22 protein-coding genes are annotated in these 25,976 nt (G+C 71.3%); 5 read left to right on the top strand and 17 right to left on the bottom strand.

Annotated features, from left to right (window positions below):
• Positions 1-36: 36 nt before the first annotated feature.
• Genes aztC through aztB form a run of 3 tightly spaced genes read right to left on the bottom strand, consistent with a single transcriptional unit; the run spans position 37 to position 3,116 of the window.
• Positions 37-996 carry a zinc ABC transporter substrate-binding protein AztC gene (gene aztC, locus K4B79_RS30030; protein ID WP_232030253.1) on the bottom strand — a complete coding sequence of 320 codons (960 nt, stop codon included), beginning with the start codon at positions 994-996 and terminating at the stop codon, positions 37-39.
• Positions 993-2,237, bottom strand: coding sequence for a hypothetical protein (locus K4B79_RS30025; RefSeq protein ID WP_232030252.1), 1,245 nt, complete (start codon positions 2,235-2,237; stop codon positions 993-995). Before K4B79_RS30025 ends, aztC begins: the two co-directional genes overlap by 4 nt.
• Before the next feature lie 21 nt (positions 2,238-2,258).
• On the bottom strand, positions 2,259-3,116 hold the full coding sequence (gene aztB / locus K4B79_RS30020; protein WP_232030251.1) for a zinc ABC transporter permease AztB: 858 nt from the start codon (positions 3,114-3,116) through the stop codon (positions 2,259-2,261).
• 14 nt (positions 3,117-3,130) lie between these two features.
• Here aztB and aztA point away from each other — a divergent pair, with 14 nt between their 5' ends.
• Both aztA and K4B79_RS30010 read left to right on the top strand, forming a co-directional pair.
• Positions 3,131-3,868, top strand: a complete 738-nt coding sequence (gene aztA / locus K4B79_RS30015; protein ID WP_232030249.1) for a zinc ABC transporter ATP-binding protein AztA — start codon at positions 3,131-3,133, stop codon at positions 3,866-3,868.
• 395 nt (positions 3,869-4,263) lie between these two features.
• Positions 4,264-5,853, top strand: coding sequence for an amidohydrolase family protein (locus K4B79_RS30010; RefSeq protein WP_232030247.1), 1,590 nt, complete (start codon positions 4,264-4,266; stop codon positions 5,851-5,853).
• Positions 5,854-5,908: 55 nt separating this feature from the next.
• Here K4B79_RS30010 and K4B79_RS30005 read toward each other — a convergent pair whose 3' ends face one another.
• From K4B79_RS30005 to K4B79_RS29950, 12 genes are all read right to left on the bottom strand, one after another.
• Positions 5,909-7,324: an esterase-like activity of phytase family protein gene (locus tag K4B79_RS30005; protein WP_232030245.1), complete on the bottom strand. Its 1,416-nt coding sequence runs from the start codon at positions 7,322-7,324 to the stop codon at positions 5,909-5,911.
• A 105-nt stretch (positions 7,325-7,429) separates the two neighbouring features.
• A complete protein-coding gene (locus K4B79_RS30000; protein WP_232030240.1) occupies positions 7,430-8,365 on the bottom strand; it encodes an ABC transporter permease in 936 nt (311 codons plus the stop codon).
• Entirely contained in the window at positions 8,362-9,483 is a 1,122-nt protein-coding gene (locus K4B79_RS29995) for an ABC transporter permease (protein WP_232030238.1), read from the bottom strand. The genes K4B79_RS30000 and K4B79_RS29995 overlap by 4 nt, the downstream gene beginning before the upstream one ends.
• Complete coding sequence (locus K4B79_RS29990) at positions 9,480-11,066, bottom strand: ABC transporter ATP-binding protein (RefSeq protein WP_232030236.1); 1,587 nt, start codon at positions 11,064-11,066, stop codon at positions 9,480-9,482. Before K4B79_RS29990 ends, K4B79_RS29995 begins: the two co-directional genes overlap by 4 nt.
• A 16-nt stretch (positions 11,067-11,082) precedes the next feature.
• Positions 11,083-12,135 (bottom strand): BMP family lipoprotein, encoded by a 1,053-nt coding sequence (locus tag K4B79_RS29985; protein WP_232030530.1) that lies wholly within the window; start codon positions 12,133-12,135, stop codon positions 11,083-11,085.
• A 151-nt stretch (positions 12,136-12,286) separates the two neighbouring features.
• Positions 12,287-13,024 carry a purine-nucleoside phosphorylase gene (gene deoD / locus K4B79_RS29980; RefSeq protein WP_232030234.1) on the bottom strand — a complete coding sequence of 246 codons (738 nt, stop codon included), beginning with the start codon at positions 13,022-13,024 and terminating at the stop codon, positions 12,287-12,289.
• Positions 13,021-13,770: a glutamine amidotransferase gene (locus tag K4B79_RS29975; protein WP_232030232.1), complete on the bottom strand. Its 750-nt coding sequence runs from the start codon at positions 13,768-13,770 to the stop codon at positions 13,021-13,023. Before K4B79_RS29975 ends, deoD begins: the two co-directional genes overlap by 4 nt.
• Before the next feature lie 97 nt (positions 13,771-13,867).
• Entirely contained in the window at positions 13,868-14,950 is a 1,083-nt protein-coding gene (locus K4B79_RS29970; protein WP_232030230.1) for a LacI family DNA-binding transcriptional regulator, read from the bottom strand.
• Positions 14,940-16,310, bottom strand: a complete 1,371-nt coding sequence (locus K4B79_RS29965) for an amidohydrolase (RefSeq protein WP_232030228.1) — start codon at positions 16,308-16,310, stop codon at positions 14,940-14,942. Before K4B79_RS29965 ends, K4B79_RS29970 begins: the two co-directional genes overlap by 11 nt.
• A 315-nt stretch (positions 16,311-16,625) precedes the next feature.
• Positions 16,626-17,153 (bottom strand): DinB family protein, encoded by a 528-nt coding sequence (locus K4B79_RS29960; protein ID WP_374208525.1) that lies wholly within the window; start codon positions 17,151-17,153, stop codon positions 16,626-16,628.
• A gap of 132 nt (positions 17,154-17,285) precedes the next feature.
• Positions 17,286-17,606, bottom strand: coding sequence for an SbtR family transcriptional regulator (locus K4B79_RS29955; protein WP_232030227.1), 321 nt, complete (start codon positions 17,604-17,606; stop codon positions 17,286-17,288).
• A 180-nt stretch (positions 17,607-17,786) separates the two neighbouring features.
• A complete protein-coding gene (locus K4B79_RS29950; protein ID WP_232030225.1) occupies positions 17,787-18,758 on the bottom strand; it encodes a LysR family transcriptional regulator in 972 nt (323 codons plus the stop codon).
• Between the two features lie 126 nt (positions 18,759-18,884).
• Here K4B79_RS29950 and K4B79_RS29945 point away from each other — a divergent pair, with 126 nt between their 5' ends.
• Genes K4B79_RS29945 through K4B79_RS29935 form a run of 3 tightly spaced genes read left to right on the top strand, consistent with a single transcriptional unit; the run spans position 18,885 to position 21,948 of the window.
• Positions 18,885-19,892, top strand: a complete 1,008-nt coding sequence (locus tag K4B79_RS29945; protein WP_232030223.1) for a tripartite tricarboxylate transporter substrate binding protein — start codon at positions 18,885-18,887, stop codon at positions 19,890-19,892.
• Between the two features lie 7 nt (positions 19,893-19,899).
• The gene (locus K4B79_RS29940) at positions 19,900-20,406 is read left to right on the top strand and encodes a tripartite tricarboxylate transporter TctB family protein (RefSeq protein ID WP_232030221.1); all 507 of its coding nucleotides are present in this window, start codon (positions 19,900-19,902) and stop codon (positions 20,404-20,406) included.
• Between the two features lie 36 nt (positions 20,407-20,442).
• Positions 20,443-21,948, top strand: a complete 1,506-nt coding sequence (locus K4B79_RS29935) for a tripartite tricarboxylate transporter permease (protein WP_232030219.1) — start codon at positions 20,443-20,445, stop codon at positions 21,946-21,948.
• Positions 21,949-21,979: 31 nt separating this feature from the next.
• Here K4B79_RS29935 and K4B79_RS29930 read toward each other — a convergent pair whose 3' ends face one another.
• Together K4B79_RS29930 and K4B79_RS29925 are read right to left on the bottom strand one after the other, a co-directional pair.
• Positions 21,980-23,296, bottom strand: a complete 1,317-nt coding sequence (locus K4B79_RS29930; protein ID WP_232030217.1) for an aminotransferase class I/II-fold pyridoxal phosphate-dependent enzyme — start codon at positions 23,294-23,296, stop codon at positions 21,980-21,982.
• 141 nt (positions 23,297-23,437) lie between these two features.
• Complete coding sequence (locus K4B79_RS29925; RefSeq protein WP_232030216.1) at positions 23,438-25,975, bottom strand: sensor histidine kinase; 2,538 nt, start codon at positions 25,973-25,975, stop codon at positions 23,438-23,440.
• Position 25,976 lies beyond the last annotated feature (1 nt).

Genomic DNA, 25,976 nt, shown 5'->3' with positions numbered 1-25,976 from the left:
CGGCCGGTCGGCCGGTGTCCACGTGAGGGGGCTGATTCAGGCGCCGGTCAGGCCGTCGGTCATGGCGGTGGTGTTGGCGCGCATCATCTGCAGGTAGGTGCCGGCGCCCTTGCCGGGCTCGGTCAGCGATTCGGAGTAGAGCTCGACGACGCGTACCTGGCCGCCCAGCTCGGTGCGCAGGACTTCGGCGAGCCGCTTGGGCTGGGAGGAGTCGGCGAAGACGGTGCGTACTCCCGCCTCGCGCATGGCCTGGGTGAGCGAGCGCAGGTCCGAGGAGCTGGGTGAGGCCAGGGTCGTACCGCTCGGGATCACCGCGCCGATCACCCGGAAGCCGAAGCGTTCGGCGAGATAGCCGAAGACGTGGTGGTTGGTGACCAGGGCGCGCCGGCTGTCGGGGACGCGGGCGAAGGACTTCTCCATCCAGGTGGTCAGGCCGGCGAGTTGTCCGTCGTAGCGCTCGGCGTTGGCGCGGATCGTCTGCTCGTCCACGCCGTCCACGTGCTCGACCACCTGGTCGGCGATCAGTCCGACGGTCTTGCGGACGCGGTCGGGGTCGGTCCAGAAGTGCGGGTCGGACTGTCCGGCCTCCGCCTCGGGTCCGCCGTCGTCGGGTGCCCGGAAGGTGAGGGGGTCCGCCACCTTGCCGGCCTCGAAGGTGGCCACGCCGGAGTCGCGGGCGGCGTCCACGTGCCGTAGTACGTTCTCCTCCAGGCCCAGTCCGTTGAAGACGACGAGGTCGGCGCGTTCCAGTTCGGCGGCCTGCACGGCCGACAGGCCGAAGGAGTGCGGGTCGGCGTTCGGTTTCATCAGTACGGTCACGTCGGCTTCGTCGCCGACGATCTGCCGGGTGACGTCGCCCAGGATGTTGGTCGTCACCACGACCGAGGGCCGGTCGTCGCTGCTCGTGCAGGCGGTCGCCGCGCCGGCGGAGGCCAGGGTGAGCAGGGCGAGCAGCAGGGTTCTCAGGCGCCGTGTGCCGCGCGTGTGTCCCGTCATCGTCCGGTCTCCACCATCAGGGTCGGTTCGATGTCCAGGGCGAAGGTGCGCGCGATGCGCAGGTTGTCGTTGTAGTCGATCTCGTACACGCGTTTGCCCTTGGGGTCGTTGAGGTAGGCGCGGCTGCGGTCGACCTCGATGACCGGTGCCGCGTTCCCGTCGGCGCCGGCCTCGGCGGCGCCCGTCACCAGCGGCTTCGTCCGGGAGATCTGCTTGCCGGTGGCGATGTCGTAGCCGTGGAGCGCTCCGTCGGCCTGCAGGACGATCAGGACGGAGCCCTCGCCCGCGGTGTTGGCGGCGACCACGGGGCCGTTGGTCCTCACCCGTGTCCAGGCGCGCTCGGTGACGTCCAGGACCCATACGGCCCGGTCGCCCGCCGGCGCCGTGAGCGTGTCGCTGCCGGGGCGGTGCCGGAAGGCGGTGGCCCGTTCCTCACCGGGTACGTCATCGTCGTACGGGATCCTCTCGGCCGTGAACGTGTCGTCGGCGGCACGGACGAGCAGGGCGCCGTCGGCGCATCCGAGGACGACTCCGCGCCGGGTGACGGCGTCGCCGCGCGGGTCCTCGCACGTGCCGTCCGGCGACGCGACGCCCTGGCCGGCGCGGTCGTACACCGTGAGCTTCGCGGGGCCCTTCCCGTCGCCGGTGAGGCCGAGCAGGTGTTCGGCGTACGGCACGACGGCGTGCGCGTGTGTCCCGGAGAGCGCGCGCGGGGAGCCGACCCGGCCCTTCTCCAGTTCGGTCCGGCGGTGGATCCTGGCCCGGCCGTCCGCGTCGGTCACGACGGTCACGGCGGCGTCGCTGCGGATGCGCGCGCCCGGGCCTGCGGGCAGTAGGCCCGCCTCGCGTATCTGCGCGCGGTAGTAGTGCACGTGGTCGCCGTGGTCCACCATCCAGGCTCCGCTGTCGAGGACGTGGGTGCCGCGCGCGGTGGGGAAGTAGCCGAACCGGCCGTCCGTCGTGAGCTGTGCGGTGCCTTCGATGCGGGCGGTCCTGTGCACCTTCCCGCTGATGAGATCGAGGACCTGGGTGTCTCCGGTCCTCCGGTCGTTCAGCACCAGCCGGGACTGCTGCTCGGCCTTCTCCTGGGCGCCTTCGACGTACCCGTGCGGGGCGGAGGACGAGGCGGTCGCCTGCCGGGCGGAGGTGTCGTCGTCCTGTCCGGCGCAGCCTGTGGTGAGCAGTGCGGCGGCCGCGAGAGCGGCCGGTACCCAAGGAGTGACGTTTTTTCGGAGGAGCAAGGGAATCGCCTCGGGTTTCATTCAGGTGGTCGCCGCGGCGTGGGCGCCGGCCGGGCGGGCTCGGTGGCGGTGGCGGAAACCGGATGCCAGGTGGGAGAGGAAGAACAGGGTCACCGCGAGGGCGGAGACGGTCGCGCCGGCCGCGGTGCTCAGATGCCAGGACAGCAGCAGGCCGCCGAAGGTGGCGGTGACGCCGAGCAGCGCCGCGAGGGCCATGACGCCCCGCACGCTGCGCGCCCAGGGCAGCGCGGCGGCCGGTGGGGCGATGAGCAGGCCCAGGACCAGCAGCGTCCCCACGATGTGGAAGGAGGCGACGATGGCCAGCGCCAGCAGTCCGAGCAGTACGGCGTGAGCCAGGCGGGGGCGCAGTCCGAGGGTCCGGGCCTTGCGGGGATCGAACGCCAGCGCCAGGAAGGCCCGGTGGCCGAGAACCGAGACGACCAGGGCGAGCAGCAGCGCCCCGCCCAGTAGCGCCAAGTCCTGTTCACGGACGGCGAGGACGTCGCCGAAGAGGAACCCGGTCAGGTCGACCGCGAAGGACTGCGAGCGCGACACGATGATCACGCCGAGCGACAGCATCCCCACGAACAGCAGACCGATGCCCGTGTCCTGGGACAGCCTCGGGGTGCGGCCGAGGGCGGTGACGCCGGCTGTCATGACGGCCGCGCTCAGCAGGGCCCCCACCAGCAGGTTGCCGCCGAGCAGCGCGGCCAGCGCGACCCCGGGCAGCAGCCCGTGGGACATGGCGTCGCCGAGGAAGGCCATCCCCCTGAGCACCACCCACGTGCCGGCCAGGGCGCAGATCGCCGAGACCAACATTCCGCCCCACAGGGCCCGTTGTACGAAGGTCACCTCGAAGGGACCCGTCAACCACTCCATGTAAACACACTACAATGAAAATCATGTTCAAAAAATCCCCCGCCGCCCGCGCCGAGGGCGGAACGCCCCGCGTCCACTTCACCGGGCTGTGCGCCGGCTACCCGGGGCGGCCCGTCCTCCATCAACTCGACGCAGAGATACCGGCGTTGGCCACCACGGCACTCGTGGGCCCGAACGGGAGCGGGAAGTCCACCCTGCTCGGAGTCCTGGCAGGCGTGATCCAGCCCACATCAGGCGAGCTGCACCATGACGGCGATCGGCCGCCGGCGTTCGTCCCTCAGCGCGGCGCCGTCGGGGACACACTGCCGCTGACGGTCAGGCAGACGGTGGAAATGGGGCGCTGGGGCGAACGCGGACCCTGGCGCCGGCTGACCCGGCAGGACCGCGCCACCGTGGACACGGCCATGGAACGCCTGGGCATCACCGACCTCGCCGCCCGTCAGCTCGGGGAACTCTCCGGCGGTCAGCGGCAGCGCACCCTGATCGCCCAGGGCCTCGCCCAGGAGTCCGACCTGCTCCTGCTGGACGAGCCGACCACCGGGCTCGATCCCGAGGCGAGGGACCGGATCGCCGCGCTGCTGACGGAACTGGTCGCCGACGGGGTGACCGTCGTCCAGGCCACCCACGACCTCGAAGCCGCGCGCTCGGCGAACGCCTGCCTCCTGCTCCGCGAGGGCCACCTGATGGGTCAGGGGCACCCCGAACAGCTCCTCACCACCTCGGCGCTGGCCCAGATCTGGCAACCGGCGTGACGCGACGCATGGCCACGACGCTCACGTGCCGCGTCAGGTGCACCGCACCTGCCCGGCACCGGTGGTGCGGCGCTCGGTCACCGAAGTGAGCCCGCCTTGTGCCGGCGGAACACCGCGACATCGTCAACCGCCTCACACAGTGGCGGGAGACGCCCCACGAGATCGCCGGAACCACCCCCGGCCCGAACCGCCGCCGACCGTCCTGCCCTCCCCGGCCCGGGAGTCGCTGCCCGCCGAGACCCAGTCCGAGAACGCCCCTTCCCCGCGGAACCACTCGCCTTGGCAACACCCCACATGCACCGTCTGGCCGCACTGCCCCCACGCCCTGTGTCCGCCAGAGTCGTGGGGGTCGGCGGACACGGGCCGGCGGATTCTCATGCGGGAGGGGAAACAGCATGTCCGAAGCAACAGGTGGGGCACATCGCGGTGTGGCGCGACGAGGGTTTCTGGCCGGGGCGGCGGCCGTGACGGGGGCGGCGCTGACGGGCACGGGGGCCGTCGGCACGGCACGCGCGGCCGGGACGGGGGCCGCGGACGGCGGTGCCGGCAGCGGGCCGTTGGCGTTCACCCACGTCACCGTGATCGACGGATCGGGAGCGCCCCCGGCCCCCGACATGACGGTCGTCGTCGAGGACGGCCGTATCACCGCGCTCGCCCCGAGCACACGCACCCGGCTCCGACCGGGCACCCGCACGGTGGATCTCACCGGCAAGTACCTGATGCCGGGACTGATCGAGGCGCACACCCACAGCGACGGCCCGGAGACGGTGGTCCCGCCGCTGTACGCACTCGCCGGTGTCACCACGGTCCGGGAGATGCGGGGCCAGCCGGTCCATCACGAGTGGCGCGAGAAGATCCGCAGCGGTGAACTGCTCGGCCCCCGCTGGGTGGTCGGCAGCCCCATCGTCGACGGCACGCCCTCACTGTGGGCGGCCGACGTGGGCCCGACCGTCGAGGTGCGTGACGCGGCCGAGGGCCGGCGGGCCGTACGGCGGCTCAAGCGCGAGGGCGCGGACTTCGTCAAGGTGTACTCCCGTCTGTCCCGCGAGGCCTACTTCGCCATCGCGGACGAGGCCCGGCGCCTGGGCATCCCCCACCTCGGGCACTGCCCCGACACCGTACGGATCGCGGAGGCGAGCGCCACCGGCCACCGCACCATCGAGCACCTGCACGCGCTGCTGCTGGCGACCTCACGGCACGAGAAGGAGATACGGCGCCGCCTGGCCGCCGTACGGATCGACCCGCGCGACCCCAGCAGTCTGTCCCGCTACCACAGTTGGTTCCAGCAGGTGCATCCCCTCGAATGGCGGGCGGTGCAGGGCTACGACCGGGACCGGGCGGACGCCCTCTTCCGGAGTCTGGCGGCCGGCGGGACGGCAGTCGTCCCCACGCTCAGCGTGCACCGCACGCTGGAGCTGCCCGACGACGTTCCGTCCCGGGCCGAGGAGTGGAAGTACCTGCCCGCCTGGCAGGTGGAGAGCTGGCCGGACCAGCTGACGGCCCTCATCGGCGGGCGCACCGCCGAGCAGGCCCGGCAGATCCGCCGGATCTTCGCGCACCGGCTCCAGCTGGTGAGCGAACTGCACGGCGCGGGTGTCCGGTTGGCGGCGGGCACCGACACCGGCACGGGATATCTCGTCCCGGGCTTCGCCCTCCACGACGAGCTGGCGCTGCTCGTGTCGGCCGGCCTCACCCCGGCCGAGGCCCTGCGCGCGGCCACGCGGGACGCGGCCCGCACCCTCGGCCTGCCCGCCGTCGGCACCGTGGCCCGCGGACAGGCCGCCGATCTGCTCGTCCTCGACGCCGACCCGCTGCGGGACATCCGCAACACCCGCCGCATCCACGGCGTGGTCGTCGACGGCCGGTGGATCCCGCCGGAGGAACGCCGCCGGCTGCTCGCTGCGGTGGAAGAGGCCGCCGCACAGACCCCGCCGCCCGAGGCGGGCGCCACCATGACGGGCTGCGGCTGCGGCGGACACCCCTGACAGAGGCCAACCCCGACAGAAGCCACTCCTGACAGAGGCCGCCCCGCTGCGACGGTCAGCGAGGTGTCGGGGCCCGGGTCGGCGTCGCGCCCGGCGGGCGGCTGCCGGCCTTCTGGGCGGTGGGGAAGGCGCGGGTGTACGAGATCCACAGCCGGATGTCCCCGGCATCCGTACGGCCGTTGCCGTCGAGGTCACCGGCCGGGCCGGCGGTCGGGATCGCGGCCAGGTCCCTGGCGTTGACGGCTCCGTCGCCGTCGACGTCCGGGGTGCGGTGCGCCAGGAGTCCCGAACGGACCGACAGCAGATGGAACTTGGTCACGCCGCCGTTGAAGCCGAAGTTGTCGTCGGCGACCAGGACGAGCGAGCGGGAGCCGTCGGGCAGTCGCGGCCCCCAGGTGATGCCCTCGACGTTGTCGGCGTCGGTGCCGGAGGTGGTGAAGTCGTACAGGAGCTTCTTCGGCATCGGCTTCCACGATGTACCGGTGCCGGACAGGGCTTCCTTGGCGCTCACGTCCGTCGCGCCGAGAGTGCTGGTCCAGTAGAGGCGGATGGAGAAGCCGACGCCGGAGGCGAAGGACCGTTCCACGGTGAGGTAGTCGGTGTCGTTGATCGCGAGGATCTCGGAGACGCCCCGGTCCGCCGCGTATGTGCCGACCGGGGCGGGCAGCGGCGCGGTGGGCGCGTCGGAGATCGGGTCGACCTCGTAGACGTGCTCGGCCCTCGGCTTCCCCGTCCGACGGTCCAGCTCCAGCAGGCGGGAGGGGCTCTTGACCGTCAGCCCGGCGGCGGGGCCGTCCTGGACGAGGGCGTTCTCGGTGATCGTGACCACCTTGCGGCCGTCCGGGGAGAGGGTGAGGCCTTCCACGGCCTGGTTGTTGCGGACCCCGGCGGTGAGGGTGCCCGAGGCCGAGCGGACGGGGGCGTACGCCTTGGGCAGGGGCAGTTCGCGCAGGTACCCGCCGGAGGTGGCCGCCTCGCGGACGAAGGCGGGCTGCCCGGCGGAGGAGGCGCCCTCGCTGGTCCACAGCAGGCTCTCGCCGCCCGGCGTCCAGCGGATCGCCTCGGGGTCGACCGCCTTGGGGGCGAAGGGTTCGCCGGTGGTGTCGGCGAGCACGGTCAGGCCGTCGAGGGCGGGCTTGTCGGTGGCGAACGCGGCCCCGTCGAGCGGGAGTCGGAGGGTGTAGAAGCGGGCCCTGCCGTTCTCCGAGCGGTCGTCGCTGACGGCGACGTACTCTCCGGTGCGCGGGTCGCGGTCGATGCCGGACAGCCCGCCGAACGGCATGCCGAACCCCGTCGTCCCGGCGGGCACCGTGAGGGTGTCGAGGAGCCGCACGTCCTGCGGCTTGCCGGAGCTGTCCGTTTCCGGTTCCGCCGCGAAGCCGTCGGTGCGGGCGAGGCTGCTGAGGAGGCCGGCCGCGGCGAGGGAGGCGAGGAGCGCGCGTCTGCGGCGTACTGGGGATCTGTGGCGCATGACTGTCCTTCCGAAGGGAGGCGTGCGGGCATGGCTCGCCGACCCGCACGGCCGGCAGGGTGCGGACGGGTGGGCGAGTCCGGTGAGGCGGGTGCTGCGAAGGTGTCAGAGCGAGGCGGCCGCCGGCACGGCACGGCCCCGGCGCTTGCGGCGCCAGGCGTACAGGGCGAGGGCGGCCAGGGTCATGACGTACGGGATCGTCGACACGAGCTGTGGTGGTACGTCGAGGGTTCCGAGTTGTACGGCCAGTGCTTCCGCCGCTCCGAAGCCGAGCGCGGCGAGGAAGACACCCCAGGGCCGCAGGCCGCCGAGGAACACGGCCGCGAGGGCGATGAAGCCGCGGCCGGCCGTCATGTCCCGTACGAAGAAGGAGACGTAGCCCATGCTGAGGAAGACCCCGGCGAGTCCGGCGAGGGCTCCGCTGAGGGCGAGTCCGGTGTACTGGACGCGCCGTACCGCGATCCCGACCGATGCCGCCGCGTCCGGCATCTCGCCGACCGCGCGCAGGTGGAAGCCGAAGCGGGTGCGGAAGAACAGCCAGGCGACGAACGGCGCGGCCAGGAAGGCCAGCCAGGTGATCATGTTCTGGCCGCTCAGCACCGCGCCGACCACCGGGATGTGCTCGATGCCGGGCAGGGTGACCGTCGGCAGGCTGCCGCTTTTGAGGCCGGTGGTGCCGCCCTTGTCGTCGAGGAGGGTGTAGACGGCGTAGGCGGTGCCGCCGGAGGCGAGGAGGTTGAGGCCGATGCCCGCGATGATCGCGTCGGCGCCCAGTTCCAGGCGGAGGGCGGCGAGCAGCAGGCCCAGGAGTGTCGCCGTCGCGACGCCGCTGAGTGCGCCGAGCGCGACGGAGCCGCTGTAGCCGGCCACCAGCGCTCCGGTGCAGGCGGCGGAGAGCATCTGGCCGTCCAGGGCGATGTTGCTGATGCCGGCCCGTTCGGCGACCAGCCCGCCGAACGCGGCGAGCAGGTACGGGGTGGCGATCCGCAGTACGGCCGCCAGGAAGGCGCTGCTGAGGACGACGTCGAGCACGGAACTCATCGGATCCCCACCTGCTTTCGCGCGATCCGCCGCTTGAGCAGGTTCGGCAGGGCCTGGGCGGTGACCAGCAGCACGATGACCGCCTGGATGACCACCACGATCTCGGTGCCGACGTCCGTCTGCTGTTCCATGATGTCGCCCCCCGCGCGCAGGTAGGAGTAGAAGAGTCCGGCGACCACGACGACCAGCGGGTTGTTCCGGGCCAGCAGGGCGACCACGATCCCTTCGAAGGCGAGGCTTCCGGCGAGCCCGGGTTCCAGTCGCCCGTACACGCCCTGGACGAGGTGGGCTCCGGCGAGGCCCGCGACGGCGCCGCCGATGACGAAGCTCCACTCGATGACGCGGGGTACGCGGATGCCGCCGTACGCCGCGAAGTCGGGGTTGGCGCCGGTCATGCGGATGCGGTAGCCGAGCGGGGTGCGGGTGAGGAGCAGCCACAGGGCGACGGCGGTCAGCAGCATCACACCGAGGCCGATGTTGGCGCGGCCCAGCGGGACGCCGAACCAGTCGGTCAGCGGGGTGAGCGCGGAGTCGGGCTGGATGTTCTTCGAGTGCACGGCGCTGCTGCCCGACTCCTTCAGCGGGCCGTTGACCAGGTAGTCGTAGACGCGGACGACGATGGCGTTGAGCATCAGGGTCGCCACGATCTCGTTGGCGCCGAGGCGGGCCTTCATCGATCCCGGGACCAGGCCCATTCCGGCGCCCGCGGCGGCGGCCGCGGCCATGGGCACGATCACGGCGAAGACCGGCGGCAGCGGCAGGAAGATCGCGACGGTCGCGGCGGCCAGCGCGCCGGCGTAGACCTGGCTCTCGGCGCCGAGGCTGATCTGCCGGGCGCGGAAGGGGATCGCGACCGACAGCCCGAGCAGGGTGAGGGTGGTGGCGTCCTCCAGCCAGCGGCCGACGCGGAAGGAGCGGTCCAGCGGGCCGGTGAGCATCGCCTCGTAGGCGCGGATCGGGTCGTTGCCGGTGGCGAGCATGACGAGGAAGCCGATGGCCAGGGCGGCGAGGATGGTGGCCAGGGCCATGCTGAGGTCGACGGCGAAGTCGCGGCGGCGGGTCGCGCGGTACTGGCGGCGGTCCTCGGTCTCGATCGCCGTCATGGGGGTGGTGGTCACGGGGCCTCCTCCCACGGGTCGTCCAGGTGGGCGGTGAGCCGGTCGCGGTCGTGCTCCTCGACGCCGAGCATGTACAGGCCGACCCGCTTCTCGGTGAGTCCGGTGGTGTCGTCGAACCGGGCGACCAGACGGCCGTCCTTGAGGACGAGCAACCGGTCGGAGAGGGCGAGGAGTTCGGTGAGGTCGGCGGAGATCAGCAGGACGGCGGCGCCCTCGTCGCGCGCGGCGACGAGACGCTCGTACATGAACCGCATGGCGCCGATGTCCACCCCGCGGGTGACCTGCGAGGCGATCAACAGGCGTGGCCCGGCGGAGAGTTCGCGGGCGACGATCACCTTCTGCATGTTGCCGCCGGACAGTGCGCGGACCGGGACCGAGGGGTCGGGGGTGCGGATGGCGTACTGGTCGATCAGCCGGTCGGCGTGGGCGCGGAGGGCGCCCGGGTGCAGGACGCCGTGTCGGGCGAGGGGCGGTCGGTCGTGGCGGTCGACGACGAGGTTGTCGGCGATGGACGCGTCGAGGGCGGCGCCGTTGTGCAGCCGGTCCTCGGGGACGTAGCCGATGCCGGCCCTGCGGTGTCCCGCCACGTCGAGACCGGCCGTGTCGGTGCCGTCGATGTGGACGGTGCCCCCGGTGGGGCGGCGCAGTCCTGCGAGGATCTCGGCGAGTTCGCTCTGGCCGTTGCCCTCGATGCCGGCCACGCCGACGATCTCGCCGGCGGCCACGTCGAAGTCGAGGCCGTGCAGGCACTGGCCGATCGGGGTCTCGTAGCCGAGGCCGCGTACCCGAAGGGTGGTCCCCGTGGGGCGGGCGGGTGTGCGGTCCACGTCCAGGGACATGTCGCGGCCGACCATCATGGCGGCGAGCGAGCGTTCGGTGGCGTCGGCGGTGGCGACCGTGCCCACCAGGGAGCCGGCGCGCATCACGCTCACCTTGTCGCTGATCTCCCGTACCTCGCGCAGCTTGTGCGAGATGAACAGCACGGTCATCCCGCCGTCGCGCAACCGGCGGACGGCGGCGAAGAGGTCCTCGGTCTCCTGCGGGGTGAGTACGGCGGTCGGCTCGTCGAGGATCAGTACGCGGGCCCTCCGGTGCAGCGCCTTGAGGATCTCGGTGCGCTGGCGCATCCCGACGGACACCTCGTCGACGCGGGCCCTGGGGTCGACGGTGAGGCCGGACTCCTCGGCGAGCCGGGCGGTCGTCTCCACGGCCGCCTTCGGGTCGACCAGGCCGCGACGGCCCGGCTCCACGCCGAGGACGACGTTCTGGGCGACGGTGAAGGACGGCACCAGCATGAGGTTCTGGTGCACCATGCCCACGCCCAGGGCGATCGCCGAGGCCGGGCCGCGCAGGACGCGTGGCCGTCCGCCGACCAGGATCTCGCCCGCGCTGGGCTGTTCCAGGCCGTAGAACATCTTCATCAGCGTGGACTTGCCGGCGCCGTTCTCCCCCACCACCGCCCGGATCTCGCCCGGCGGGACCTCCAGGTCCACGGCTCGGACCGCGCGCACCCCGTTGGCGTAGGTCTTGGTGACCCCACGGGCGGCGACGGCCGGTCCGTCCTTGCCCCATGGCTCGTTCATCGTCAAGGCCGTTCGGTTAGAGGGCGCTGGGCACCGTGACGGAGCCGGACTTGACCTTGTCGGCGGCTTCCTGGACCTCGGTGCGGATGGTCTCGGGCACCAGCTCCTTGAAGTGGTCGTCGTTCACATAGCCGACGGCGTCCTGGGCGAGGCCGACGGTGGAGACGGCGCCGTACTTCAGGGAGTCCTTCTGGTCGTCCTGCGCGGCCTTGTACAGGGCGTTGCCGACGTTCTTGAGGATGGAGGTGACGACGGTGTTCTTCTGGGCCTGGTCGGTGAGGGTCTGGTACTGGTCGGAGTCGACGCCGAACGTGTACCGCTTGGCGGCGACGGCCGACTCGAAGGTGCCCAGACCGGAGAGGCCGGCGACCGGCCACACCAGCGCGGCGCCCTGGCCGTACATGGCGGTGCTGATCTCCTTGCCCTTGGCGGGGTCGCCGAACGGCTTGTCGCCGCCCACGTACTGCACGAGGACGTCGGAGTTCTTTCCGCCGGCGGCCTGGAAGCCCGACCTGAAACCGACGACGAAGTCCTCGATCAACGGGATCTTGACGCCGCCCATGACGCCGACCTTCTTCAGCGATTCGGTTCCCTTGAGCGCTTTCGCGGCCACCAGCTTCTCGGCCAGGAATCCCGCGAGATAGCCGCCCTCGTTCTGCTTGAAGGTGACGGAGTAGACGTTCTCGCACTTGTTGGAACAGCCGCCGTTCTTGCCGCTGTAGTCGACCGGGGCGTCGAAGAGCCAGAACTTCTTGTCCGGGAATTGCGGGGCGAGTTCGCCGATGTACTCGGTGACTTCGAAGGTCCCGGCGGCGAGGATGTCGTAGTCGTCGGCCGAGGCGGCGTCCTCGAAGCCGGGCTCCCACTTGGTGCGGTCGGAGCCCAGCTCGACCACCTTGAGCTGGTATCCGAGGTCCTTCTCGGCCTTCTTCAGGCCCGCGTAGGCGGAGTCGAAGAACGACTTGTCCCCCAGCCCGCCGTTGAGCACCAATTTGATGCGCGGCTTGCCGGAGGCCGACCCTCCGGAATCGTCTCCGCCGGAGCCTGAGCACGCGGTCAGCGCGAGCATCCCTGTCACCGCGAGAGCGGCGCTTCTTCCGTATCGCATCATCGGTCTCCTGATCATTTCCCTGCTGAGTGAGCGGCTGCGTTGACAGTAGAAAGTGCAAAACGTTTTGGCTACGTCGCCCGGTTTCGGTTTGATTTCCGGTGAGGGAATTTCAGACATCGGCGAGCAGCGCGGCGGCGGCAATGCGCACTGCCCGGTCGAAGTCCGTCTCGCGTTCCTCGGCGGTGAGGGCCTCACCGGTGTGGAGGTGGTCGGACACGGTGAGCACGGCGAGGGCCTCGCCGCCCTCCGCGCAGGCCACGGCGTACAGTCCCGCCGCCTCCATCTCGACCGCGAGGGTGCCCCGGCGCCGCAGGGCGTCGAAGAGGGCGGGACGGTCGAGGTAGAAGTGGTCGCTGCTGAAGACCGGTCCGATGTGCACGGCGGACGGCGCCGTCTCTGCGGCGTCCGCCGCGGCGCGCAGCAGCCGGTAGGACGGCGCGAGCGAGAGGGTCAGCCCGTCCACGAGGAGGCGGCTGAGGCTGGAGTCGGTGTGCGCGGCGGAGGCGATCACCACGTCCCGTGCGGACACCGAGGCCGGGATCGCGCCGGCCGTGCCGACCCGGACGATCCTGCGCACGCCGTAGTGGCGGAACAGCTCCGTCGCGTAGATCGTCACGGACGGTATGCCCATGCCGGAGGCGAGGACCGACATCGGTACGCCCCGGTGGCTTCCGGTGTAGCCGAGGATGCCGCGTACGTCGGTGACCTGCCGTGCGTCCTCAAGGAACGTCTCGGCGATCCGGCGGGCGCGACGCGGATCCCCCGGCATCAGGACGAGCGGCGCGAAGTCGCCGGGGCGGGCCGCGAGGTGCGGTGTGCCGGTCGTCCTCACTTCCCCGGCCGTCACAGTTCCCCTCCCGCGAGCCAGCGCACCAGCCGGTCCCACAGCTCGGCGTACCCCTTCCAGTCCAGGAAGGCCGGCGGCGCCCAGTGCGGTGCCACGTCGGAGGTGAAAGCCGCGGATCTGCCCGCGCCGTGCGCGCCGACGACGAGCAGGGGGTGCCCGGCGCATTCGGCCAGCAACGAGGCCTCCGGCCGTGCGGTGACCTCGTTGAGGCCGAGCAGCGCGGGCCAGGACCGGTCCATTCCTCGTACGACGGCGTGCTCGCCCACCACCTCGGGGACGGCACCGCCCGGAAGCTCCACCCGGTCGTCGCGGTCCGCCATCGTCACCGGCAGGGCGGCGGCGAGCGGGGACCGCCCCCAGCGTGCGCGGGCGTCGATGCCGCTGAAGGTCAGATAGCCGCCGATCATCAGCACCCCGCCGCCCCGCTCCACGAAGCCGCGCACCAGCTCGGACCGGTCGGGCGAGGGGACGGAGTGCTGGAAGGTCTCGGGCGGGAGCTGGAAGCTGTTGGCGCCGACGTCGCTGATGACGACGACGTCGTAGGCGTCGAAGCCGTCGGCGGAGGCCGGAAACCGGGTCGGGATCTCGTGCGAGGGCACGTAGGTCACCTCGTGGCCGCGTGAGCGGAGCGCGTCGAGGAAGGCACCGCCGCCCTCGGTGTACTCGGAGGTGTGGAAGGCGTCGAAGCCTTTCTGGTGGACCGTGTAGGTGAACCAGGACTCGCCGACGACGAGCACTCTGGGCATGGCGAACCGCCTTTCGGGCAGGGAGTGTTGCCGCTTTCGGGGCAAGGGAGTGGTGCCGCGCGGCACGTGAGGTGCGGTGCGGCGCGGTGCAGTGGGGTCAGCGGGCGGCCGGTGCCGTGCTGCCGCGGACCTTGAGTTCGACGGGAAGGGTGTGCCGGGAGGCGGGCGGGACCTCGCCCCGGGTGACGTACTGGAGGAGTTGGGCGGTGGCGGTGCGGCCCACGTCGTAGGCCGGCTGGTGGACGGTGGTCAGGGGCGGATGCGCGAGCGAGGCCGCCCGGATGTCGTCGAAGCCGACCACCGAGATGTCCTCGGGCACCGAAAGGCCCGCCTGGCGCAGTGCGGTGAGGGCGCCGAAGGCCATGAGGTCGTTGGCCGCGAAGACGGCCGTGCAGCCGCCGGGGAGACCGCCGTCCTGGAGAAGGTCGGTGACCAGGCCGTGTCCGGAGGTCTCCTTGAAGTCGCCGACGCGTTCGACGACCTCGCCGCGGAAGGCCCGGACGAAACCGTTCGCGCGGGCGTTGCTGCTCTTCAGGGCGCGCGGGCCGGTCAGCATCAGGGCCCGGCGGTGGCCGAGCGCCCGCAGGTGCTCGCCGACGAGCCGCCCGCCCGCCTCATGGTCGGCGGTGGCGATGAGGGCACCTTCGAGACCCTCGACCTCCTCGTCGGCGAGCGCGATGGGGAACTTGCCCATGAGGGCCTCCAGCCGTCGCCGGGACGGCGCGGACCCCGAGGCGTAGACCATGCCGTCGATGAACCGGCTGCGGATCATGCCGAGGTAGCGGTCCTCGCGGTCGGCGTCGAACTCGGTGTTGCACAGGATCAGGCCGTAGCCGAGGTCGTGGGCGGCGTCCTCGGCGCCCTTGGCCAACTCGGCGAAGAAGGTGTTGCTGATGTCGGGGATCAGCAGGCCGATCACCGAGGTGGCCCCGGCCTGGAGGCTGCGGGCCAGGGAGGCCGGGACGTAGCCGAGCCGGTTGACGACGCTGCGGACCCGGGCGGCGGTGTGCTCGTTGACCGGCCGGTTGCCGCTGAGGACGTGGGAGACGGTGGTGGCGCTGACGCCGGCCGCGGCGGCCACGTCCTTGATCGACGCGGGGCGCCGGACCGCCGCCCGGTCGTACGGCTCAGGAGCCATGTCGTACGGCTCAGGAGTCGTGTCGTACGGCTCAGGGGTCATAGTGCTGCACCGCCCTCCCGTGGGAGGTGTCGAGGATCCGGGCCACCCGGGCGTCGGCGTCGGCCAGCAGCTCCGGCACGTCCACGGTGAGCAGCCGGCCGTCGCGCATCAGCACCCGGCCGTCGACGACGACCGTCCGTACGTCACTGGCGCGGGCGCTGTAGACCAGTGCGGCGCGCGGATCGTGCAGCGGACGGCAGTGCAGTCCGGACAGGTCGGTGAGGACGATGTCGGCGCGCATGCCCGGTTCCAGCGCCCCGATCTCGTTCTGCAGGCCGAGGGCGCGGGCTCCGCCGCGCATGGCCATGCGCAGGGTGTCGGAGACGGTCATCCAGGTGGCGTCCCGCACGGCCTGCTTCTGGGTGAGCGCGACCAGCCGCAGCGCTTCCCACACGTCGAGGGTGTTGTGGCCGGCGGCGCCGTCCGTGCCGACGGCGACCGCGACGCCGGCGCCGAGCAGGTCGCGGACCGGGGTGAGCGGGGTCAGCGCGTGCTTGAGGTACACCTTGGGGCAGCAGGCCACGGCGGTCGTGTCGGCGTACCCGGCGAGCAGCGGCAGGTCGTCCTGGACGATCCCGCAGCCGTGCGCGATCAGCGCCCCGGCGTCCAGCACGCCCGTCTCGTGCAGTACCCGGATCGGGGTGATGCCGCGCCGCTCCAGGCTCGACCGGGTCTGCTCCAGGTGCTCGGCGGCGTGGATGTGCATCCGCAGGCCGAGCCGTCGGGCGTGTTCGGCGAGGGTGCGCAGGTCGGTGTCGTCGACCGTGTAGGGGGCGTGCGGGCCGAGGGAAACGGTGACCCGGCCGTCGGCGCGGCCGTGCCATGCCTCGGCGAACTTCACCGTGTCCTCCAGGGCCGCCGCGCCCCGGCTGCTGAAGTACGTGGGCGCGATGTCGGCGCGCAGGCCGGTCTCGGCGACCGCCTCGGCGATCTGCTCGGGGAAGAAGTAGTGGTCGGCGAAGGTGGTGACACCGGAGCGGATCATCTCCGCGCAGGCGAGCCGGGCCCCGATCCGCACGTCGGCGGGGGTCAGGTTGGACTCCATCGGCCAGACGCGGTCGTTGAACCAGCCCTCGACCGTCACGTCCTCGGCCGCTCCGCGCATCAGCACCATCGGGGAGTGCGTGTGCGCGTTGACCAGGCCGGGAACGGCCAGCAGTCCACGCCCGTCGATCACGTCGGCCGTCGGGCCCGGGCCGAGGGGGCCGCCGGTCGGCCGTACGTCCTCGATCACACCGTCCGCGACCACGATGTCCCGCGCCCGCAGAACCTCGCACTCGCCCCGCGCCGGGACGCGCAGCACGTCGCAGCCGCGCACCAGGAGGCGGCTGCCGGTCGGGGGAGGCGTTGTGTCGCTCATGGCGCACAAGCTAGATATCCAAAACGTTTTGCACAACCATCGGATCCGGGTGCCCGCTCGGGGATCAGTAAGTCGGCGTCGCGGCGGTCCCTGCGGGCGGGGGGAAGCGGTGAACCGTACAGGCTCCTCATCGACTGCTTGGTTTCCCCTGAGTGGGAGACATACAGGGGTCCGCCAAGACAGGTGATCTCGAACGAGCCCTGTCTGCTGATGTGTTCGGTGACTATGTCGCGCGCTCGGTCAATGGTCGCCTCGAAGGGCTGCCCTGCCGGACTGCTGAGGACCACGCCGAGCACGGAGCCGGACCGACGATTTTCAGGTCAGGACCAGCCAGCGACGGCCGTCGATCAGCTCTCGGGCTGCGTCGAGGTGGCCGCCGTGGCACGCAGTCTCGGTGATGACGTGCAGCAGGACGTCGCGCAGGGTGTGCAGGTGCGGTTTACCGAACAGGTCGTGGGGCCACCAGGCCAATGCGGCGTCGGCAGGGGTGGCGGTGATGATGGCATCGGCGAGTTCTGCCTCCTGCCGGTATCGGTCGAGGACGTCGATGGCCGGCACTTCCGGAGCCACCTTCCACGCCTCGTCGCCGCTCGTCAGACCGCGGATGACCTTCTCGTCCCCCGCGACGACCGCGCGGAACCAGAACCGCTCCACATCCAGCGCCAAGTGCTGGACCAACCCCAGGCAGTGCCATCCGGAAGGCAGGACGGGCCGTCGAAGATCCTTCGCGTCGAGCCCGTCGAGGATGCCGAGAACGTGGCGTCGCTGTCCGTCCAGGACTCGGAGCAGCGCCCCTACCTCGCCACCTGGGGCTGTATCGCTCACATTGTTGGTCACGGTCACCCAGGATCCCCGAATCCCTTTGAGCGCGTGAGGAGTTATCCATATCCGGGACACGCACCCGCCCGAAGGCCGACGGAACCGTGAGGCAGGCAGCTGCCGAAGTCAACCTTGAGGCAACGCGCGTCCCGACAGTCAGACGCCGCAGGCCCCGTTTCCGCCGAGGCTGGTCATGGCGCGGTGCAGCTGCTCCTCGGTGAGCGGCGGCGCCGGCAGCGGATGGGCGCGGTCGGTTCGAAAGCCGTCGAGCGGAAGGTAGAGGTGGCGGCGCCAGGCGTCCGGGGCGATGGCGTGGGTGGCCTCGGTGACGCAGCCGTGCGACCAGACGACGAAGGCGAGGTCCTCGGGGGTGAGGTCGGGGCGCAGGCTGCCCTGCTGCTGTGCACGCTCGACGATGTGTTCAGCGAGTTCGCGGATGCGGGTCTGGGTGCCCGCCAGGCAGGCGCTCTCCGGCAACCGTATGGGCGCCAGGTCGTTTCGCTTCCGACCACGCCGCGATCTTCACGGACACGGAGTCCGTGGCGGACGGCGGCCACACCCCGCCCGAGGACAACAGCCGGGTCCAAGTTCGCGCCCAACTCCCACTCTGGTCGGTGACCGGGCCCGTCCATGTGCATGGCGCCTGTTCAAGTGCGTTTACGCAGGGTGTGATGCCGCTTCGGTTTCGGTCTCCTCGATGGCGCCGACGCACGGCGGAACCGCCGGCCCGCTCGGCTGCTCCTGCGGAGCCAGGTCCTCCAGCGTGGCCAGCACCCGGGCGAGGGCGGGGTTGCGTGAATGCCGTGGCCACAGCAGATGCAGTTCCACCGGTCGGGGCACATGTGTGGCCAGCGGGATGAACTCGACGTGGGGAATGCCGAGCAGGGCGGCGGAGGCGGGTACGAAGGCGACGCCCCGCCCGGCGGAGACCAGCCACAGCATGGTGAGGATCTGGCTCACGCTGTGCACCACCCGTTCCTGGGCCAGCGGGATCATGCTGACCATCAGGTCGTGGAAGTAGCGGGCCTTGCGCTGCGAGTGGAAGATCAGCGGTTCGCCGGTCAGGTCGTCGGCGCGTGCGGGCCGGTCCAGGCCGGCCAGCCGGTGCCCGGCGGTCACCGCCAGCAACAGCGCCTCCCGCTGGATCAGGCGCGAGTCGAAGAGTTCGGAGTCGAACGGCGGACGGGCGAGCCCGAGATCGATGTCCTCGCCGGCGAGGGCGTCGATCTGCTCGCGCGTCACCATCTCGAACAGCTCGATGCGGACCTCCGGCAGGCTCTGCTCCAGCCGGTTGAGGATGCAGCCGAGTGTGCCGAAGGTGGACGCGGCGGTGAAGCCGAGCCGCACCACGCCACGGGAACCCGAGTGGATGCGGCGGGCCAGGTCCGGGGCGGCCTCGGCGATCGCCAGGATGCGCCTGGCCTCGACCAGGAACGCCTCACCGGCCGGTGTGAGGGCCACACGCTGCTTGTCCCGGTCCAGGAGGCGCACGTCGACGGCCGCTTCGAGCTTCTGGATCTGACGGCTCAACGGCGGCTGGGTCATGCGCAGTCGCGCCGCCGCCCGGCCGAAGTGAAGTTCCTCGGCAACAGCGACCAATCCGCGTAATTGCTCCAAGGTATACGTCATGCAAGAAAGGTATCAGCCTATGCGCTAACGGAGTTGGACAGGCATGACAGGCGGTCATAGGCTGCGCGACACCGCGGACCGAGATCTGTATCACATCTCCACCCAACTCGCTTGAGGGAGACGTTCATGCACACCAGGCTTCGGGTCCATCGCCGCACAGCCACGGTCGCCGTGATCGCCGCCGTGATCGCGCTGCCCGGTTGTGGTGGCAACGTCGGTGACGAGGGATCCAAGGACCAGACCTCGTTCCCGGACCGGGCCATCACCCTGCTCGTCGGGCAGGACCCCGGCGGCAGCACCGACCTCACCGCCCGCGCGGCCGCCAAACCCGCCGGCGCCGACCTCGACGAGACCGTCACGGTCGTCAACAAGCCCGGCGCCAACGGCGCGGTCGCCGCCAAGGAGTTGGCCGGCGCCAAGGCCGACGGCCACACCCTCATGCTCTTCGTGGGCTCACTGGCCTACATCACACCCTTGGCCGTGTCCGCCGACGAAGCCGTCGACATCAACGACTACGAGGTCGTCACCGGCCTGTCCCAGGACGACTACGTCCTGGTCGCCAGCCCCAAGTCCGGTTTCAAGACGGTCAAGGACATCGTCGACGCCGACCGCTCGATCAAGTACGGCACGACCGGCGTCGGCACCGGCAGCCACCTCAGCCAGGCGCTGCTGTTCTCCCAGGCGAAGGTGAAGGCGACCGCGGTGCCCTTCGACGGCGGAGCCCCCACACTCACCGCCGTCCTGGGCGGTCAGGTCGACGTCGCCTCGATCCAGCTCGGTGAGGCCCAGCCCCAGATCAAGGCCGGGAAGATCACCCCTCTCGTCACCTTCGCGGAGAAGCGGCCCACGTACATGGCCGACATCCCCACCGCGGTCGAGGCCGGCTACGACGTCCCGGTGCAGCAGTCGCGTGCCGTCGTCGCCCCGAAGGGCACGCCCAAGGAGGTCGTCGACCGGCTGCGGACGGCGTTCGGCAAGGCGTTCGAGGACAAGAAGTACCAGGACTTCAACACCCAGCGGCTGCTCACCCCGAACGAGGTCGAGGGCGCCGAGCTGCTCAAGCAGTGGACCGGTTCGCTGAAGACGTACCGCGCGCTCGTCGACAAGTACCGGATCGACATGAGCGGAAACTGAGAAGCGCATGTCCACCGAGACCCCCTCGACCGCGGACGAACCCACCGACGACGCCTCCGACGACACCCGGCCGCCGGCAGCGGGCACGGTGACCCAGCTGGTCACCGCCGCCGTCGTCGTGGTCCTCGGTGGCGCGGCGCTCGCCGGGGCGTGGAACCTGGGCCTGGGCAGCCCCTCGAAACCCGGGCCCGGCACCTGGCCTGCCCTGGTGAGCACGGCACTGATCATTCTCGGCGTGCTCCTGGCCGTCGCCGCCCGACGCCTGGACGACGCCGAGCGGTTCACCCGCACCAGCCTCCTGGTGATCGTGGCGGTCGGGACCATGGTGGCCTACGTGGCGGTCATCAGCGTGATCGGCTTCGAGATCCCCACGGCCCTCCTGGCCCTCTTCTGGCTGCGGGTCCTGGGCCGGGAGAGCTGGCGTACGTCCGTCGCCGTCAGCCTCGGCTCCACCTGCGCGTTCTACGCCCTGTTCGTCGGCGCGCTGAAGGTGACCATCCCGCACCTGTTCTGACCGCACACCACCGCACGTTTGGGAGGAGCGTTGGACGTGTCCCCCGTGCTCGACGGCTTCGCCGTCGTCGTCGAGCCGACCAACCTGCTGTACTGCCTCGTCGGGGTCGTCATCGGCATGCTGGTCGGTGTCCTGCCCGGTCTGGGACCGGCCGCCACCATAGCGATTCTGCTTCCGATCACCCTGGGCATCGAACCCGTCACCGCGATCATCATGCTGGCGGGCATCTTCTACGGAGCCCAGTACGGCGGCACCATCACCTCCGTCCTCCTGCGCCTCCCCGGTGAGGCGTCCTCCGTCGTCACCGTCTTCGACGGCCACGCCCTCGCCCGCCAGGGCAAGGCCGGCACCGCGCTGGGCATCGCCGCCATCGGCTCCTTCGTCGGCGGCACCCTCGCCATCATCGCCCTCAGCGTGGTCGCCCCCCTCGTCGCCGAATTCGCCCTGGACTTCGGCCCACCCGAATACACGATGCTGGCGCTGCTCGGCATTCTGCTGGTGGCCACCGTCTCAGGCGGCGGCATGCTCAAGGCCCTCATCGCCGCCGCCGTCGGTCTGCTGCTCGCCACCGTCGGCCGGGACGGCTTCACCAGCGCCGAACGGTTCACCTTCGACAGCCTGTCACTCGCGGACGGGCTGGACTTCGTCCCCATCGCCATGGGTCTCTTCGGCCTGGGCGAGATCCTCTACACCCTGGAGACCCGCCACCGCGCGGCCCACTCCCCCACCACCGTCGCCAACGTCTGGCCGAGCCGCTCCGATCTGCGCCAGTCCTCCGGCGCGATCGGCAGAGGGGGCGTCATCGGCTTCGTCCTCGGCATTCTCCCCGGAGGGGGCGCGGTCCTCGCCTCGCTCGCCGCCTACGCCGTGGAAAAACGCCGGTCGCGCACCCCGGAGCGGTTCGGCCACGGCGCCGTCGAAGGTATCGCGGCACCCGAGACCGCCAACAACGCGGCCGCCACCTCCTCGTTCATCCCGCTGCTGTCCCTGGGCCTGCCCGCCAACGCCACCATGGCGGTCATCTTCGGCGCCCTCCTGATCCAGGGCGTCACCCCCGGCCCCCAACTCGTCACCGAGAACCCCGAGTTGTTCTGGGGCGTGGTGAACTCGATGTACATCGGGAACATCCTGCTGCTCATCATGAGCATCCCGCTCGTGGGGCTGTTCGTACGCATCCTGCGCGTACGCCCGACCATCCTCGCCCCCATCACCGTCCTCATCACCCTCATCGGCGCCTACACCGTCAACAACAGCGTCTTCGACATCGGACTCGTGGTCTTCTTCGGCGTCCTCGGATACCTCATGAAGAAGCTCGGCTTCGACCCCGGCCCCCTCGTCCTCGCCTTCGTCCTCGGATCACTGCTGGAAAGCTCGCTCCGCCGCTCACTGCTGCTCTTCGAAGGCGACCCCGGCGGCTTCCTCACCCGCCCGATCTCGGGAACGCTGTTCGTGCTCTTCCTCGCCGTCGCGCTGTTGCCGGCCGCCCGGACTGTCTGGCGCACCCGCACAGCCGATCCCCGGCGCAGCGAGGAGTCGGTATGACCGGCTGTGACAGGCGGTGCGACCGCGGGCGTCAGTGAGCCGTCAGGCGGGCTTCACGGATGCAGGTGTCGAGGATGTCGATCGCGGTGGCGATGTCCTCGTCGGTGTGGTCCGCCATGGCCTGCATGCGGAAGCGGGACGCGTCCGAGGCCACCGCGGGCTGTTCCACGAGGTGGGCGACGAGGCCCGCGCGGGCGATGAGGCCGGAGGCGGTACGGCCGGTCGGGGTGTCGCCGATGAGGACGGGGACGACCGGGCAGACCACGTCGCCCATGACCTCCAGACCGCGCGCCGTGAGCCCCTCGCGCAGCCGGGTCGCGACCGACCTGACCGCCGCGCGGCGTCGCGCGCCCTCGGGTGAGGTGACGACCCCGAGCGCCGCCAGAGCCACCGCCGTCTGCACGGGGGTGATGGCGCTGGAGAAGGTCTGCGGGCCGCCGAACATCCGGACGTACTCGCGCGCGGAGGCGGACGGTGTGGCCAGGAAGCCGCCGGTCGTCGCGAAGGTCTTCGAGAACGCGCCGACGACGAAGTCGACTTGGCCGAGGATGCCGTACACCTCCGGCCGGCCGCCGCCGTGTTCGCCCATGGCGCCGAAGTCGTGGGCCACGTCGACCATGAGCTGGGCGCCGAACTCCCGGCAGATGTCCAGGAGTTCGGCCAGCCGCGGGGTGTCGGAGTCCATGGAGAAGACGCCCTCGGTGACGACCAGGACCGCGTTCTCGCTGTCGGTGGCGCGGATGCCGGTGAGGTGGCGGCGGACGGCGTCGTTGTCGAGGTGGCGGAAGAACTCGACCGTGGCGCCGCTCGCGGCGGCGCCCTGACGCAGCGAGTCGTGGGAGAGCTTGTCGAGGAGGATGTGGTCGCGGCGGTGCATGAGCGCCCGTATGGTGCCGAAGCCGGAGGCCCAACCGGTCGGGAAGAGCATGACGTGCTCGGTGCGCAGGGCCTCGGCGAGACCGGCTTCCAGGCCCTTGCTGAGCGGGGTGGCGCCGCCCAGGGCGGGCGAACCGGCGGTGAGCGGGCCGTAGTCGCGCAACGCCCGGTGGGCGGCGTCGAGGACGGCGGGGTGCCTGGTCAGGGAGAGGTAGTCCTGGCCGCCGAAGTTGGGGCCCCGGGTGACCACTCCGGTGTCGGACACGACGGTGGCGCGGGGGGTGAGGGCGGAGGTCTCGTAGCGGCGGAAGTACGGCCACAGGTCGGCCTGTTCGCGGTCGCGCTGCCAGGCGAGGTAGGCGTCGTTGCGGGTGGTCAGGTCCGGCCCGGACACCGTGCGGAACCGCATGATGTCCTTCTCCCGGGCGTTCGTGCGGCGGGTGTCGAGGGGCCCGGGAACGGTGGTGGTCATGGGACGTCGTCTCCTCGGAGAGGGCCTGGTCGGGCCGGCTGTGGGGGGGTGCCCCGGTCAGGGGCGGCACGACGACGCTACGACCGGAAGGACGGTCGACTCGTCTGTGCATACGGCCTTTTGATCCCTTGCGAGCCACCTCTAACGCTCTGCTGACACCGTCGGCCGCTCGGGACGCCGCTGTGGTGCCGTGCGTACGGACAGCACCATGGTGAGGCCGCCGCCCGGGGTGTCCTCGGCGTGGATCGTGCCGGCCATCGCCTCGGTGAAGCCCCGGGCGACCGCGAGGCCGAGGCCGACGCCGGCTCCGCGTGGGGAGTCGCCGTAGCGCTGGAAGGGTTCGAAGATGCGGTCCTTGGCCTCGTCGGGGATGCCCGGACCGCGGTCGACCACGCGCACCTCGACGCGGTCGGCGAGGGCGCTCGCGGACACCAGGACCGTCTCGCCCGGCGGGCTGTGCTTGACGGCGTTCTCGACGATGTTGGCGACGGCCCGTTCCAGCAGCCCCCGGTCGACCGCGACCATGGGCAGGGTCTCGGGGATGTCGAGGTCGACACCGTCCTCGGGCACGCCGCCGAGCGCCATCGGGATGACCTCGTCGAGGTCGGTCTCGCGGATGATCGGGGTCACGGTGCCGGTCTGCAGGCGGGACATGTCCAGGAGGTTGCCGACGAGGTTGTCGAGGCGGTCGGCGCCCTCCTCGATGGACTCCAGCAGTTCCGCACGGTCCTGCTCCGACCATTCGACGTCGTCCGAACGCAGGGACGTGACCGCGGCCTTGATGCCGGCCAGCGGGGTGCGCAGGTCGTGCGATACGGCGGCCAGGAGCGCGGTGCGGATGCGGTTGCCCTCGGCGAGTGCGCGGGCCTGGTCGGCCGCCTCCTGCAGGCGCCCCCGGTCCAGGACGACGACGGCCTGTGCGGCGAAGGCCGCCAGGACCCGGCGGTCCTCGGCCGGCAGCACCCGTCCCGCCAGCGCGAGCGCCATGTGGTCGCCGACCGGCACGTCGACGTCCGCGTCGTCGGGGACCGCGCAGGGGCGCGAGCCCACGCTCCCGGCGCAGGTCCAGGGCAGCACCTCGCTCTCCCGCTCCAGCAGCGCCACGGATTCCATGCCGAAGGTCTCGCGGACCCGTTCGAGCAACTCCTCAAGGCCGGTCTCGCCGCGCAGCACGTTCCCGGCGAGGAAGGAGAGGATCTCCGACTCTGCGCGCAGGCGGGCGGCCTGGTGGGTGCGGCGGGCGGCGAGATCGACGACCGAGGCGACGGACACGGCGACCCCGACGAAGATCGCGATGGCGACGATGTTCTTCGGGTCGGCGATGGTGAAGGTGTGGATCGGCGGGGTGAAGTACCAGTTCAGCAGCAGGGAACCGGTCGCCGCCGAGGCCAGGGCGGGGAGGAGACCGCCGAGGAGGGCGGCCGCGACCGTCAGCGTCAGGTACAGCAGCATGTCGTTGGCGAGCCCGACGTCGGGGGCCGCACCGCTCAGCAGCCAGGTCAGCAGCACGGGGCCGCCGAGGCCGACCAGCCAGCCCCGGATCACGCGGGACCGGCCCAGCCGCGCACCCCGGTTGACCGGGAGTCCGCGCCCCTTGCCGGCCTCGTCGTGGGTGATCAGGTGTACGTCGAGGTCGGGGCCGGAGTCCCGGGCGACCGTGGCGCCGACGCCGGGGCCGAAGACGTACTGCCAGCCCTTGCGGCGGGAGACACCGAGCACTATCTGGGTGGCGTTGACCCCTCGTGAGAAGTCGAGCAGCGCCACCGGGATGTCCTCGCCGATGACGTGGTGGAAGGTGCCGCCGAGGTCCTCGACCAGGGTGCGCTGGACGGCCAGTTCCTTCGGTGAGGCGGCGGTGAGACCGTCGCTGCGGGAGATGTAGACGGCCAGCACCTCGCCGCCGGCGCCCTTCTCCGCGAGCCGGGCGGCCCGGCGTATCAGCGTCCGTCCTTCCGGACCGCCGGTCAGCCCGACGACGATCCGCTCGCGCGAACCCCAGATGGTGGAGACCTGGTGTGCGCTGCGGTACTCGGTGAGATAGGCGTCGACCCGGTCCGCCACCCACAGCAGGGCCAACTCCCGCAGGGCGGTGAGGTTTCCGGGCCGGAAGTAGTTGGACAGGGCCGCGTCGACCTTGTCCGGCTGGTAGATGTTGCCGTGCGCCATCCGGCGGCGCAGGGCCTGCGGGGACATGTCGACCAGTTCGATCTGGTCGGCGCGGCGTACGACCTCGTCGGGCACCGTCTCGCGCTGCCGCACCCCGGTGATCGACTCGACCACGTCACCCAGGGACTCCAGGTGCTGGATGTTGACCGTGGAGACGACGTCGACGCCGGCGGCCAGCAGTTCCTCCACGTCCTGCCAGCGCTTGGTGTTGCGGGAGCCGGGGACGTTGGTGTGGGCGAGTTCGTCGACGAGCGCCACGTCGGGGCGGCGCGCGAGGACCGCGTCCACGTCCATCTCCGTGAACACCGAGCCGCGGTACTCGATCTCCTGCCGCGGGACCTCCTCCAGGCCGTGCAGCATCACCTCGGTGCGCGGCCGGTGGTGGTGCTCCACGAAGGCGACCACGCAGTCGGTGCCCCGCTCCACCCGGCGGTGCGCCTCGGAGAGCATCGCGTAGGTCTTGCCGACGCCGGGTGCCGCGCCGAGGTAGATCCGGAGCTTGCCGCGAGCCATG

Source organism: Streptomyces lincolnensis, from assembly GCF_021173675.1.
Classification (GTDB): Bacteria; Actinomycetota; Actinomycetes; order Streptomycetales; family Streptomycetaceae; genus Streptomyces; species Streptomyces lincolnensis_B.
Note: the sequence above shows the minus strand (reverse complement) of the source record. Positions and strands in the feature narration are given on the sequence as shown.

What these genes read in the sequence shown, in the direction of transcription:
- K4B79_RS30000 (WP_232030240.1), bottom strand. Translation starts at nt 8,365, where the DNA reads ATGAGTTCCGTGCTCGACGTCGTCCTCAGCAGCGCCTTCCTGGCGGCC.
- K4B79_RS29925 (WP_232030216.1), bottom strand. Translation starts at nt 25,975, where the DNA reads ATGGCTCGCGGCAAGCTCCGGATCTACCTCGGCGCGGCACCCGGCGTC.
- K4B79_RS29930 (WP_232030217.1), bottom strand. Translation starts at nt 23,296, where the DNA reads ATGACCACCACCGTTCCCGGGCCCCTCGACACCCGCCGCACGAACGCC.
- K4B79_RS30010 (WP_232030247.1), top strand. Translation starts at nt 4,264, where the DNA reads ATGTCCGAAGCAACAGGTGGGGCACATCGCGGTGTGGCGCGACGAGGG.
- aztA (WP_232030249.1), top strand. Translation starts at nt 3,131, where the DNA reads ATGAAAATCATGTTCAAAAAATCCCCCGCCGCCCGCGCCGAGGGCGGA.
- K4B79_RS29990 (WP_232030236.1), bottom strand. Translation starts at nt 11,066, where the DNA reads ATGAACGAGCCATGGGGCAAGGACGGACCGGCCGTCGCCGCCCGTGGG.
- K4B79_RS29945 (WP_232030223.1), top strand. Translation starts at nt 18,885, where the DNA reads ATGCACACCAGGCTTCGGGTCCATCGCCGCACAGCCACGGTCGCCGTG.
- K4B79_RS29985 (WP_232030530.1), bottom strand. Translation starts at nt 12,135, where the DNA reads ATGCTCGCGCTGACCGCGTGCTCAGGCTCCGGCGGAGACGATTCCGGA.
- aztB (WP_232030251.1), bottom strand. Translation starts at nt 3,116, where the DNA reads ATGGAGTGGTTGACGGGTCCCTTCGAGGTGACCTTCGTACAACGGGCC.
- K4B79_RS30005 (WP_232030245.1), bottom strand. Translation starts at nt 7,324, where the DNA reads ATGCGCCACAGATCCCCAGTACGCCGCAGACGCGCGCTCCTCGCCTCC.
- K4B79_RS29940 (WP_232030221.1), top strand. Translation starts at nt 19,900, where the DNA reads ATGTCCACCGAGACCCCCTCGACCGCGGACGAACCCACCGACGACGCC.
- K4B79_RS29975 (WP_232030232.1), bottom strand. Translation starts at nt 13,770, where the DNA reads ATGCCCAGAGTGCTCGTCGTCGGCGAGTCCTGGTTCACCTACACGGTC.
- K4B79_RS29950 (WP_232030225.1), bottom strand. Translation starts at nt 18,758, where the DNA reads ATGACGTATACCTTGGAGCAATTACGCGGATTGGTCGCTGTTGCCGAG.
- K4B79_RS29965 (WP_232030228.1), bottom strand. Translation starts at nt 16,310, where the DNA reads ATGAGCGACACAACGCCTCCCCCGACCGGCAGCCGCCTCCTGGTGCGC.
- K4B79_RS29970 (WP_232030230.1), bottom strand. Translation starts at nt 14,950, where the DNA reads ATGACCCCTGAGCCGTACGACACGACTCCTGAGCCGTACGACATGGCT.
- aztC (WP_232030253.1), bottom strand. Translation starts at nt 996, where the DNA reads ATGACGGGACACACGCGCGGCACACGGCGCCTGAGAACCCTGCTGCTC.